Source organism: Psychrobacter sp. HD31, assembly GCF_051097895.1.
GTDB lineage: Bacteria > Pseudomonadota > Gammaproteobacteria > Pseudomonadales > Moraxellaceae > Psychrobacter.
The window spans coordinates 1423597-1437427 of the sequence record NZ_CP142525.1; the positions used below are offsets into that span (position 1 = coordinate 1423597).

10 protein-coding genes are annotated in these 13831 nt (G+C 37.6%); 1 reads left to right on the forward strand and 9 read right to left on the reverse strand.

The genetic code is table 11. The features are described 5' to 3' along the window. Positions 1-13 precede the first annotated feature (13 nt). The 8 genes from VH441_RS06260 to VH441_RS06295 form a co-directional block, all read right to left on the reverse strand. Positions 14-1369, reverse strand: a complete 1356-nt coding sequence (locus tag VH441_RS06260) for a Gfo/Idh/MocA family oxidoreductase (RefSeq protein ID WP_434352802.1) — start codon at positions 1367-1369, stop codon at positions 14-16. A gap of 252 nt (positions 1370-1621) precedes the next feature. Next, positions 1622-2782, reverse strand: coding sequence for a hypothetical protein (locus tag VH441_RS06265; protein ID WP_434352803.1), 1161 nt, complete (start codon positions 2780-2782; stop codon positions 1622-1624). 40 nt (positions 2783-2822) lie between these two features. Then, positions 2823-3938, reverse strand: coding sequence for a CDP-glycerol glycerophosphotransferase family protein (locus tag VH441_RS06270; protein ID WP_434352804.1), 1116 nt, complete (start codon positions 3936-3938; stop codon positions 2823-2825). Positions 3939-4042: 104 nt separating this feature from the next. After that, positions 4043-4918, reverse strand: a complete 876-nt coding sequence (gene sucD / locus VH441_RS06275) for a succinate--CoA ligase subunit alpha (protein ID WP_434352805.1) — start codon at positions 4916-4918, stop codon at positions 4043-4045. A gap of 25 nt (positions 4919-4943) precedes the next feature. Beyond that, positions 4944-6110: an ADP-forming succinate--CoA ligase subunit beta gene (gene sucC, locus VH441_RS06280; protein ID WP_434352806.1), complete on the reverse strand. Its 1167-nt coding sequence runs from the start codon at positions 6108-6110 to the stop codon at positions 4944-4946. A 90-nt stretch (positions 6111-6200) separates the two neighbouring features. Next, on the reverse strand, positions 6201-7652 hold the full coding sequence (lpdA, locus tag VH441_RS06285) for a dihydrolipoyl dehydrogenase (protein ID WP_434352807.1): 1452 nt from the start codon (positions 7650-7652) through the stop codon (positions 6201-6203). A 168-nt stretch (positions 7653-7820) separates the two neighbouring features. Further along, on the reverse strand, positions 7821-9026 hold the full coding sequence (gene odhB / locus VH441_RS06290) for a 2-oxoglutarate dehydrogenase complex dihydrolipoyllysine-residue succinyltransferase (RefSeq protein WP_434352808.1): 1206 nt from the start codon (positions 9024-9026) through the stop codon (positions 7821-7823). Positions 9027-9128: 102 nt separating this feature from the next. Then, entirely contained in the window at positions 9129-11954 is a 2826-nt protein-coding gene (locus VH441_RS06295) for a 2-oxoglutarate dehydrogenase E1 component (protein ID WP_434352809.1), read from the reverse strand. A gap of 315 nt (positions 11955-12269) precedes the next feature. Here VH441_RS06295 and VH441_RS06300 point away from each other — a divergent pair, with 315 nt between their 5' ends. Further along, on the forward strand, positions 12270-12923 hold the full coding sequence (locus tag VH441_RS06300; protein ID WP_434352810.1) for a thiamine diphosphokinase: 654 nt from the start codon (positions 12270-12272) through the stop codon (positions 12921-12923). Between the two features lie 116 nt (positions 12924-13039). Here the strand turns inward: VH441_RS06300 and VH441_RS06305 are convergent, their stop codons facing one another. Then, positions 13040-13750, reverse strand: a complete 711-nt coding sequence (locus tag VH441_RS06305; RefSeq protein WP_434352811.1) for a succinate dehydrogenase iron-sulfur subunit — start codon at positions 13748-13750, stop codon at positions 13040-13042. Positions 13751-13831: the final 81 nt, after the last annotated feature.

Below are 13831 nucleotides of genomic sequence, written 5' to 3' on the forward strand. Positions count from 1 at the left end.
TATAAAAAAGTTACTAGGACTCTTTTCTGGAGTTAAATTTAGAAAAAACACTGTTAATACTTAAAATGTCTTGTCTTGTTAATCTATCTGATTCTTTTGATTCTCGCTGAATAACCGATAGAAACTCACTGAGTTCATATCTTAATCCATCACCATCCAATTCAAAATTATAGGTAAACTCTTCTGATGCATCTTCAAATCGGATATGATACCTTCTGGTTAGCCACCATGGAGCAGGCACATAAATGTATCCTTTAGTTCCTGAAATAATCGCGCTACCTTCCGTCTTTGCACCGATGCCTACTGTAGACGTAGAAATACCCTGTTCATGTTCTAAGATAATATTAGTATATCCATCTACACCAATCATTTCTCTTTCTATAAACTCAATTCTTGTTGGTGTCCCTAGTACTCTTTGTGCTAATAACAACGGATAAGTTGCTAATTCATTGACAGCACCACCATAAGGTGACTGCCACTCTCTAAGACTACGGTCTGTTATCAACTTAGAGAATGATGCTCGAACTTCTACAACATCACCAATTTTCCCACGTTCAATTTCAGAAAGCAGTTTATTAAAACCAGGGAAAAAGGCTGTTTTAATTGCTTCCATCAAAACCAAACCTTTTTCATCAGCTATATCATATAGTTCCTTTAGATGCTCAGCCTTTAGTGTAATTGGCTTCTCACACAATACATGCTTGCCTGCTAAAAGTGCCTGTTTCGCATACTCAAAATGAGTCTCATGAGGAGTAGCAATATATACTGCATCAATAGGTGTATTAAGCAAATCCTCTATATTATCAAAACCATAATGGATTTTATGATCTCGAATAAACTTTTCAACATTCAATAAGTTTCGTGACATTACCCCATATATATCTGCATTATTAAGATGTCTAGACTCTTTCACAAATCTACCAGCAATCCTACCAGTCCCAACAACACCAATATTGTATATTTTTAAAGTCTCAGCTCTTAGCATAGTACTAGAAATACCTTTAGTACGAGGCAAATATACGACTTTAGTATACTCATTCAAATAGTCAAACTTTCCTACCCAATCATCACCAATAGCAAAAATATCAATATCATATTTTTGCATATCCGTCGCTTTTTGAAATTTATGATATTCAATAATAACTTCATCAACAAAATCTAATTCTTTTACAGCTGCCGCACGTTCTTCCACTGTCTGTAAAACATTAAGCTTACCACGAGAGCGATCATAGTCTTCATCTGTAACACCAACCACTAAATAATCACCCAACTCTTTTGCTCTACGAAGTAGATTAATATGCCCTATATGCAGCATGTCATAAGTACCATAAGTGATAACTTTAGTTATACCTTTATTTTCTATATTCATAGTATAGTTCCTTAAGCAAAGACAATATTAATATATCTGTGCCAATTCAATTATAGTCACAATATTGCAACAATTATTTTTTATAATCAGATAAACGCTATATTAGTTTAATTAGCGAGTCATCATTAAAATTTATAATCAACTATCCATACATAGTATAGTTAATAACCTCTACCATAAATTTCATATAAAAATAAAGAAAATTATTCACTTATAGCTAAGGCTAATTTTTAGAGTACATACAAAAGTTAATTATAAGTTTGAATTTAGAGTAGTATACTCATACAATTTGAATTCATCTTTGTTAAGAATTACAGAATTAGGAGTATCATACGCACTATCAAAATTTTTCATTGGTGTTTGCCAATCACCGTAGTTTTCAGTTAAATATAAATCAAAATCAGCAGGAATCAGATAGCTAGCACCTAGAAAATAATGTTCTACTAGCTCAAAAGGCTTATTATGCCATTTTTGCTTTACTCCTGCATGCCAATAATCATCAAATTCACGATAAGTAATAAATACATCAACATTTGTTCCATTTAAATGGCGTAACTTAATCACATCACGAGTTCGGCTCTTGATAATATAAAAATTACCGGATGTTGCAATTTTTTGTATCAATTGCTCATAAGTATAAGTATCCCATACGCCAACATCTATGTCTTTATCATGCCCCAAGAAGTTATTTTCACGAATACAGCCAAGTAAAGTACCACTAATTAAGAAAAACTCAACACCTTTTTGGTCTAAAATTGTTTTTAAATCCTGCAAAGCAACATTTGCTTGTTTAGTATCAATATTTTTTACCAACTTAATACCTTTTACTCCCTTCCATGTCGGACTCTTTACAATCTCTAACGCTTCAATGGTTTGACCACAACGCATATATGCATTAATTTTCGCAGTAATCAAATCGTCATTATCTAATAAGCTTGTTTGACATTCCACTTCAGCTATATTACGTAAAAATCTTTCACAATCTTTTCCATTCTCTACCAAATTAGACATTAATAACCAAGATTTTTTTCGTGTTGTAAACTTTACCAAGCTTTCTAATAAACACCATGCTTCATTACAACGATTAATTCTAATTAAAATTTCTGTATATAAAAATACGACTTCCGCAATTTGATGATAATCTGGAATTGACAGTACCTCATGTTCAGCTTTACCATAGTCAGCAAATAAAAAATAACTAAGCGCAGTATAGTAATGTCCAAGAAGTAAATTTCTATTTATTAAAAAATTAGCAATTTCTCGCACCTTAAAATGATTACCTTTGGAAAGGTAATACTCAGCTAAACCTGCAGAAATCAACATAGTTTTTGAGTCACTATATTGACTGTCTCTTATGAGTCTTTTTCCAAGCTTCCAGCAATTATAAATACCAGAAGCTTTCACTTTTTTCATACTAAATATAACCTCGTATGCACTTTTATAAGAACTCGACTTATCTATTCCTATTTTTTTCTCTTTTATTAGCAATAATGCGCAACCTTCTTCGTATTTTGTAAAAGTACCACATATGACTAACACTACGTTTCCATTTACCTTTTAATACCTCATTGATAGCCAAAATAACTTCGTCAGTCGCTTGATGAGTCGTGAAAAATAGTAAATCATATAGGTCTTGGGAGCAAACTACACCATGGGCTAAGGCCTTTTGAATCGTATCTTCTAAATCACTAGCATTATTTACTATATAACCTAATTCATCTCGTCTAGCTAACTCAAGACTCTTCTCACCAATTATATCGCCACAATTTTTTATTTGAGATTCTGGCAACCCCAGTAATAGCAGAGGCTTATAACAATAAATTCCTTCAAAGATCGCACCACTATAATCAGATAACAATACATCAGTTACTGATAATAATGACAAAAGCTCAGTATCTTCAAAGAAAAAAAATAAATGAGGATATTTCTGTCGATACACTTCTTTATCTTTAGTAAGTAAATCATTATGATGAATTTTAATAAGTATATTATATTCAGAATGTAATCGGCTTAACTCATCGATATAATAATCAAAACTAGAGATATCTCCCCAACTCGGGGCATAAAGGATGGTTGGGTTATTTTTATTAATATACCGAGTATATTTCAATTTACTTTCATAATGAAATCTTGAGTTATACCATCGGTCAAATCTAGGACAGCCAGTAATCTTAGTCGGAGATAGATGAGATATTTTATGTTTTGTATATTCACCATACACTAAATTTAAATTTGCTAGTGCTCGCCAGTCTCCGTAGTTATGTTTTTCCTTAGCATAACCATATTGTAGCATCATCACTTTTGCTTTTGTAAACTTATAAATTTGTTCAAAGATTGTTTGTACAATGATGATTCTTGCAAAATCTTGAATCGTCTCATGAACTTCCAAATAGTCTACTAAAATTACTGGATTTGAAATTTCATGTAAATAATCTTTTAAAACAAAATCACTTCCTGATCTTTTTACTTCCACTAAAGTTGCATTAGGTAGTCGTTGTAAAAGTGGTTTGAAATGCAAATACTGGAACATATTCCAAACTAAAAAGACTGTAGTTTTGTGGTTTGCCATTCTAATTATTTTAATAATAAAAAAACCCCTCCATTATAGAGGGGCTCCAGTATTACTTTCAAGATATTTCACACTTAACATACATTACAAATATTACAATTTCATTACCAACCAGTCACTTCTGCAACTTTTTCGCCAATTTTAGACGGATCACGGGTGTAAGCAATACCCGCTGCTTCAAATGCTTTAAATTTCTCTTCTGCAGTACCTTTACCACCAGAGATAATAGCACCAGCATGCCCCATACGTTTGCCTTTAGGTGCTGTCACACCAGCGATATAACCAATAACCGGCTTAGTAACATGGTCTTTAATGTAAGCAGCAGCTTCTTCTTCTGCTGTACCACCAATTTCACCAATCAATACGATTGCCTCGGTTTGTGGATCTTCTTGGAACAGTTTTAACGCATCAATCTGGTTCATACCCGGGATTGGGTCACCACCAATACCAATACAAGTTGATTGACCAAAGCCTAGTTTCGTTGTTTGTGCAACCGCTTCATAAGTTAACGTACCTGAACGAGAAATAACACCAACTTTACCTGGCAAATGGATATGACCTGGCATAATACCAATTTTACACTCACCTGGTGTGATAACGCCTGGACAGTTAGGGCCAACCATCTTAACGTCGCCAGCTTGCTCGATATAGCGTTTGGCTTTTAACATGTCTAATGTCGGTACGCCTTCAGTAATCACTACGATTAGCTTAACACCAGCATCAACCGCTTCGATGATAGAATCTAATACAAATGGTGCTGGCACATATATTACCGAAGCATCCGCTTCAGTAGCTGCCATTGCTTCATTCATTGTGTTCCAAACTGGCAAACCTAAGTGAGTTTGACCACCTTTACCAGGCGTCACACCACCAACAATTTTTGTACCATATTCAATCGCTTGTTCTGAATGGAAAGTACCATTTTTACCTGTAAAGCCCTGTACTAATACTTTGGTATCTTTATTTATCAATACGCTCATTTTATTCTCCTATTATCCTTTTTAATTATGCGTTCACAGCATCAACAATTTTTTGACCTGCTTCTGACAAACCAACTGCAGAAATAAGTTTCAAGCCAGACTCATCAAGCAATTGCGCGCCTTTTTCTGCATTGTTACCTTCTAAACGAACAACAACAGGAACTTTCACGTCAACTTCTTTCACAGCGGCAATAATCGCCTCTGCAATCATGTCACAACGAACAATACCACCAAAGATGTTGATTAAAACACCTTGTACGCTGCTATCTTCAAGGATAATTTTAAATGCTTCAACTACACGTTCTTTAGTTGCACCGCCACCAACATCTAAGAAGTTTGCTGGCTGACCACCATACAATTTGATGATGTCCATGGTTGCCATTGCAAGGCCTGCACCGTTAACCATACAGCCAATGTTACCTTCTAACGCAACATAGTTTAGGTCAAATTCAGCGGCTTTAAGCTCACGCTCATTTTCTTGTGATGGATCATGTAGTTCTGCAATTTTTGGTAAACGATACAGCGCATTTGAATCAATACCAATTTTGCCATCAACACAAGCAAGTTCGCCATTTTCACGTACTGCTAGTGGGTTGATTTCAAATAATGCAAAATCATTTTCTACAAATGCGTTATATGCACCTAACATTAATTTAGTAAATTGATTTACTTGTTTGCCTTCAAGACCAAGTTTAAATGCCACTTCACGTGCTTGGAATGGCAATAAACCAACTAATGGATCAACTTCAATTTTAAAGATTTTTTCTGGCGTTTCTTCGGCTACCTTTTCGATTTCAACACCACCTTCGGTAGATGCCATGAAAGTAACACGTCGGCTAGAACGGTCAACAACCGCACCTAAATACAATTCTGTTTGTACTGGATACATGTCTTCACAAACAAGCACAAAGTTAACTGGCTGACCTTCAGCATCTGTTTGGTAAGTAACAAGGTTTTTGCCGATTAATTCATCAGTAATTTGTTTTGCTTCTTCACGTGATTTAGCAATTTTTACACCACCTGCTTTACCACGGCCACCAGCATGTACTTGTGCTTTAATTACTGCCATGTCGGTTGGTGTTTTATCAAATGCTGCTGCTGCTTCATCACCACTATGCGCAATTATTCCTTCTTGAATTGGCAGTCCGTAGCTCTTAAGAAGCTCTTTAGCTTGGTATTCATGTAAATTCATTGTATTTTCCTTCTATGGTTGTTCATGAATTATTGTTAAGTTTATAAAGCATGACAGAGTTCACACCATCATGCTTAAATTTAATACTATTTACTTACGTTTTTTACGTTGAATGGCATGAATTGCACGTCCATCTGCCGATAAGGCAGCTTCATGTACCGCTTCTGAAACAGTTGGGTGAGCAAATGTCATTAATTGTAAGTCTTCGATACTTGATACAAACTCCATCGCGATCATACCTTGGTGTACAATATCTCCTGCGCCAACGCCAACCATATGCATGCCTAACAAGCGATCCGTTTTTGCATCAGCAACCACTTTTACAAGTCCATTACCTTCGCCTTGCGCCAAAGCACGACCATTTGCTGCCAAACCAAATGAGCCAGTTTTCACTTCATGACCTTGCTCAATTGCTTGCTCTTCGGTCAAACCTACCCAAGCGATTTCTGGTGCTGTGTAAATCACACTGATAATGGTGTCATAGTTTACTTGTGCTTTTTCGCCATGAATACGCTCAACCGCCATCATGCCTTCTTCCATTGCTTTGTGTGCAAGCATAGGACCACGTACCAAGTCACCAATTGCATATACGCCATCTAAATTGGTTTTACATTGGTCATCAACATCAACCAAACCACGGTCGGTTAATTGGATACCAGAGTTTTCACCCAATAGTTTTTCACTATAGGCACGACGACCAACACAAACAATCAGTTTATCAAAGGTTTCTTCAGAAATTTCGCCACCTTTATCCGCGGTTACAACCACTTGACCGTCTTTTACTTCAGCGTTGTTTACTTTCGTATCAACACGGATGTCTAATCCTTGTTTTTTTAGTAGTTTCTGCGATTCTTTAGCAATGTCTTTATCTGCAGCGGCTAAAAATGATGGCATTGCTTCATATACCACAACTTCAGCACCTAAACGACGCCATACTGAGCCAAGCTCAAGACCAATAACACCGGCACCAATCACACCCAAGCGTTTTGGTACTTCGCTAAACTCTAATGCACCTGTCGAATCAACAATATATTCACCATCTGTTTTGGCAACTGGGATATCAATTGGTACAGAACCAGCTGCTAAAATAACGCTTTTTGCCGTGATTGATTTGGCTTCTGAACCATCTAGCGGTGTAAAAGTAACTTTTTTATCATTACCTGTACCGTCTTCTAGTGTTCCCCAGCCTTGTAACCAGTCAACTTTGTTACCTTTTAACAAGCCAGCAACACCAGCTGTTAACTGCTTAACAATCGCATCTTTACGTTCTAGCATTTTGCTAATGTCGATATTAACATCACTTGTGTTAATGCCATGATCTGCAAGTTCATGTTGAGTGGCTTCAAAACGGTGAGAGCTGTCTAATAAAGCTTTTGATGGGATACAACCAACATTCAAGCAAGTACCACCCAGCGCAGGCTCACCTTTATGCACACGTTTTTCGATACAAGCGACGCTCATACCAAGCTGTGCACCACGAATAGCCGCTTCATAGCCACCTGGTCCACCACCAATAACAACTAAATCATAATTATCTTTCATAATATTTCCTTTAAAGGCTTTGTTTTATATTTGATTTTTAAAGTGTCAAACAATTTGTTTTTATGTAAAACAAACTAATATATTGCGATTAGTTTTAATAATTCAAAAAAATACTTATTAATAAAGGCGGACTGTCACAATTGCAATCCACCTTTCTTTTTAGGCGACTTATAAGTCAAGCAACAACATGGTTGGGTCTTCTACCAATTCTTTAATCGTTACCAAAAATTGTACCGCATCTTTACCATCAATTAAGCGATGGTCATAAGATAGTGCCAGGTACATCATTGGTAAAATTTGCACTTCACCATTAACTGCCATTGGACGCTCATTAATCGCATGCATCCCTAAAATTGCAGTTTGCGGTGGGTTAATAATTGGCGTTGACATAAGTGAACCAAATACACCACCATTAGTAATAGTAAACGTACCACCCATCATTTCTTCTAGCGCTAACTTGCCATCACGTGCTTTGCCAGCATATTCACGGATGCCAGCTTCTACATCTGCCATGCTCATGCGATCTGTATCACGCAGTACTGGAACAACCAAACCACGCTCTGAAGAGACAGCAACACCCACATCATAATAGCCATGGTAAACAATATCATCACCATCAATTGAGGCATTAACTGCAGGGAAACGCTTCAATGCTTCTGTGGCTGCTTTAACAAACAGACCCATGAAACCTAAACGCGTGCCGTGACGCTCTTCAAATTTATCTTTATACTTTTTGCGCATGTCCATTAATGGCTTCATGTTCACTTCGTTAAAAGTGGTTAACATAGCAGTTTCGTTAGTTGCTGCCAACAAACGACCTGCAACCGTTTTACGCAAACGTGTCATTGGTACACGCTCTTCAACACGCTCACCAACTGCTTCAGCAACAGGACGACCACTTGCCGTGGTAATTGAAGGATCAGTTTTTAAGGTTGGGTTTGCCATGTCTTCTTTAGTAACACGCCCACCACGACCGCTGCCTTGAACATCTGCAGGGTTTACACCTGATTCACGGGCTGCTTTACGTACTGCAGGACTGCCTTCAACATTTGCTTCATTAGCGCTAGTAGCGGCGGCTACTTCTGCTTTTGGTGCTTCTTCTGTTTGATTACTTTCACTAGGTGCCGCTGTACCTGTGGCTCCTGCTTCAAACTCACCAATTAGCTCATCAGAAATAACCGTTTCATCAACACCTTTAATAATTTTTGTTACCACACCATCATCTGGCGCAACAACTTCTAAAACAACTTTATCTGTTTCAATTTCTGCCAAGATGTCGTCACGATTAACTTGCTCGCCTTCGCTTACATGCCACTCAACAATTGTGCCATCTGCTACCGACTCTGGAAATACGGGTGCTTTAATATCTGCCATGATAGGCTCCTTTTAAATTTTTAAATTCGTTTCTATATAATGTCGTAAATTAAATATGCAAACAAAATAGATAGCCAAGTCTCTGCTGGCTACCTACTTTTATCATGCTAATCTCAATGCTTTGTTAACCAATGCTTGCTGTTGCTCTATATGTATTTTTGGCGAACCAGTTGCCGGCGCAGCCGAAGCAGGTCTTGCTGAAGGTTCTATTAATTTTGCTTTGGTTGGATGAGGTAATACCACTTTAAATAGTTCTGGGGCAAGGTAATACCAAGCACCTTGATTTAATGGTTCTTCCTGTGTCCAAATAATTTCTTGCAAGTTTGGATATTTTTCTATTTCTGCCAAAATTCGTTGCTCAGGGAACGGGTATAGTTGCTCAATACGCACAATAGCAACGTCATCCAAACCCGCTTCACGGCGTTTTTCTAAAATATCATAATAAACTTTACCGCCACACATCACTAAACGAGTCACTTTGCTGTTGTCTTGTGCATCGACTTCTGACAGTACGGTTTCAAACTTACCATTGGCAAGCTCTTCAAGATTGGATACAGCCAGTTTATGGCGCAACAAACTTTTTGGAGACATGATAATCAAAGGTTTACGGATAGGACGCACCGCTTGACGACGCAACACGTGGAAAATTTGTGCTGGCGTTGTTGGCGTTACCACTTGCATGTTATCTTCTGCACACAACTGCAGGTAACGCTCTAAACGTGCTGATGAATGCTCTGGTCCTTGACCTTCAAAACCATGTGGTAATAGCATGGTTAGTCCATTAACTCGTTGCCACTTTGTTTCACCACTTGAAATAAATTGGTCAATGACTACCTGAGCGCCATTGGCAAAGTCACCAAACTGTGCTTCCCAAATGATTAATGAGTCTGGCACAGTGGTTGCATAGCCATATTCAAACGCAAGTACCGCTTCTTCAGATAACAATGAGTTAAAGGTATCAAAACGTCCTGCTTGGCTGTTGCTAACATGCTGTAACGGCACATGGAAGGTACCAGTATTGATGTCATAAAGTTCACTATGACGATGTGAGAAGGTACCACGTCCTACATCTTCTCCGGTAATACGCACCAAGAAATCTTCATCTACTAAGGTAGCATAAGCCAACGTTTCTGCCGCACCCCAGTTTAAGGGTTGCTCACCTGTTTGCATGGCAAGGCGTTGTTCAACCACTTTGGCAACTTGACGTTGTAATTTATGACCTTCTGGCATTATTGCCATTTTACGACCAAACTCTTTTAGTTTGTCGATATCAACGCTGGTATCCCAGTCGTCTTCTAACTGATGACCAAGATATGGCTTCCAGTCTACAAATAATTTAGAGTCTGGTTGGCTAACCAACGAGTTAGCAACATATTCACCACGATCTAATGACTCACGGTATTCATCTTCTAGTTGTTTTTCTTTCGCCGCATCAATCACGCCTTCGTCAATCAACTGCTGAGCATATTTTGCGCGTGTTGTTGGTAACTTTTTAATGACTGAATACATCAATGGCTGAGTTGCAGATGGCTCATCTGCCTCGTTATGACCGTTACGACGGTAACAAAAAATATCTAATACAATATCTTTGTTAAATTCACGACGATAATCAAGGGCAATTTGCGCAGCATAAACAACCGCTTCTGGGTTATCACCATTAACGTGTAATACCGGCGCATGCACCATTTTGGCAATATCGGTACAGTATTTAGTTGAACGAGCATCCTCTTTACGAGAAGTCGTAAAACCCACTTGGTTATTGATGACAATATGTACCGTACCACCTGTGTAGTAAGCACGTGTTTGTGACATCTGGAAGGTTTCTTGAACCACGCCTTGACCTGCAAAGGCGGCATCACCATGGATAACAATCGGCAATACACTATCGCCTTCATCATCACCACGACGAACTTGACGAGCTCGCACTGAGCCTTCTAATACTGGTGATACAATCTCTAGGTGTGATGGGTTAAAGGCAAGTGCAAGGTGTGCTTCGCCGCCTGGCGTCATTACATTTGATGAGTAACCATTATGGTATTTAACATCACCAGAACCTTCGGTTGGTTGTACTTTACCATCAAACTCATCAAACAAATCGGCAGGATTTTTACCCAAAATGTTGACCAGTAGGTTTAATCGACCACGGTGTGCCATGCCAATAACCATCTCTTTTGTGCCATGTTCTCCAGCACGTTGGATGATTTCATTCATTGCAGGAATAAAGCTTTCACCACCTTCTAGACCAAAACGCTTAACACCAATATATTTACGGGCTAAGTATTTTTCTAAACCTTCGGCAGCCGTTAAACGCTCCAGAATCGAGACTTTTTTCTCGTTACTAAAGTTGATGTGACCTTCATTTTGCTCTAAATAATTTTGGAACCACTGCGTTTCTTCACTGGTGGTGGCATGCATAAACTCAGCACCAATTTGGTTGCAATAAACACGATCCATCATGGCAATAATGTCACGCAATTTTGCTTTTTGTTTATCCACTTTTAGGTTTTCAATTGGATACACATCATCTAAATCGGCTTCGCTTAATCCGTGGTAATGCAAAGTCAGTTCACTACGCACTTCTGGCTTTTGTAATCCTAAAGGATCAAGACTGGCTTGATGATGCCCACGTCTTCTATAAATAGATAGTAAACGCTGCACATTCATGTGTTTTAGGTTAGGGTCTAAATTTGCATCAGGTGCAAAATTTACTTGCTTATTGGCTGTTTGGTTACGTGCCAATAGTAAAAATTGATCTTGAATCGCGTGATGATGAGCATCATCCCCTGTGGTATATTGCGAAAAATATTGTTTCCAATCTGCATCAACACTATTTGGGTCAGTTAGGTATTGCTCATACATTGCTTCAATGTATGTGGCGTTGTCGCCTGCGAGCTCAGTATGTCCTTGAGCATTAATATTATTTGTCATTTTCTGGTCTCATTTGACTTTGACAGGTAAAAAAAATAATCTGAGTTTCTGTGTTACACAAAGCATATTCTTTCAATAAAATATGCCTTCTTATCGTTGTTTAACACAGTCTCCTAGACATTATTCGTAGAATAACATGCCTTAATATATCTCACAATTTGAATCAAAAATACCAACCATTAATTAGGTAAATAATGGTGAATTTCATCTATATTCAAATCATATACTCCTTGTAAATACAAGCAATCAAGGTATATTAGACAAATAACTGGATTTCCTTATCATTAGTATTGTAACAAACACTTATAAAAAAATATGAATAATTTAATATCTTTTCCACTTAAGTCTTCTAAAATAGCGATTATTTTAAATGGTGAGCGAGAATCCCACCTTATATTACAAAATAACTGGCATAGTTATGAACATATTATTGTTTGTGATGGCGCTTGGAATGACATAAACACTAAGCTAGTAGAAAAAGAGATAGATAAAATTACCGTTTTAGGAGACGGAGACTCTATTAAAAATAGTCCAAAAAACTTTATTAAAATACAAGATGAAGATAGCACAGATTTTGAGAAAGCTATCAAGTGGCTACTAAAAAAAAATGCTCATAAAAAACAGATTCATGTTGATGTGTTTTGGGCAAATGGTAAATCACTAGACCACACGCTTGGAAATTTGGCAATTGCCAGTCAATATGCACAAAAGGTCACTTGTCACTTTTATGCAGAACAACAATATTATCGATTTGTAGAAAATGATTTTAGTATAAAGAGCAATGCTGAAAAAACGGTATCCATCTTCCCTTATCCTGAATACTTTGTAAAAAGCAGTAGCGGGTTGAAATATCCTATGTGTGATTACCCGATGCAGGTTAATACGCAACAAAGTTTACGTAATGAAATTTCAGCTAACGATGCTTTTATTGCAGGCACAGGCAGCTGCTTTGTTTTTATTCAACTTTAAAAATTGTTTATGTATGACTGATTCATCAATTAATCTTTAGTAACTTTATCTTTTACAAAAACAAAAACGCCCTCATACGAGAGCGTTTTTTAAATAAACATCAACTATTTATGTTATTAACCAGCTTGGTCGATAAGCATGTTACGGATATGACCAATAGCTTTGGTTGGGTTTAACCCTTTAGGGCAAACAGAAACACAGTTCATAATACCACGGCAGCGGAAGATGCTAAACGGATCATCTAAACGAGCAAGACGTGCTTGTGTATCAGAATCACGGCTATCAATAATAAAGCGGTAGCCATTTAGCAATGCTGAAGGACCCAAGAACTTGTCTGGGTTCCACCAGAATGATGGACAGCTAGTAGAACAACAAGCACATAATACACACTCATAAAGACCATTGAGTTTTTCACGATCTTCTGGCGATTGCTTACGCTCAGCTGGTGGTGCTGGTTGGTCATTGATTAAGTATGGATGTACTTTTTCATACTGCTCATAAAACTGGTTCATATCAACAACCAAATCTTTCACTACTGGCAAACCAGGTAGTGGACGGATTGTGATTTTTGCTGGCAAGGTATTCATGTTAATAAGACATGATAAACCATTTTTACCGTTGATATTCATACCGTCTGAACCACAAATACCTTCACGGCAAGAACGACGGAATGTTAATGTTTCGTCTTGTTTTTTAAGACGTAATAGTACATCCAAAAGCATACGATCAGAGTCTAACAACTCAATCGTATAAGTCTGCATGTATGGTGCTGCGTCCTTATCAGGGTCGTAGCGGTAGATTTCGATGGTGCGAGTACCTCGGCTCATAATGCTAACTCCACACTTTTGTTGATACGGGCTATTTAACTTAGGCTGGTATCAACATATTTTTGTTAATTAAATTTCTTT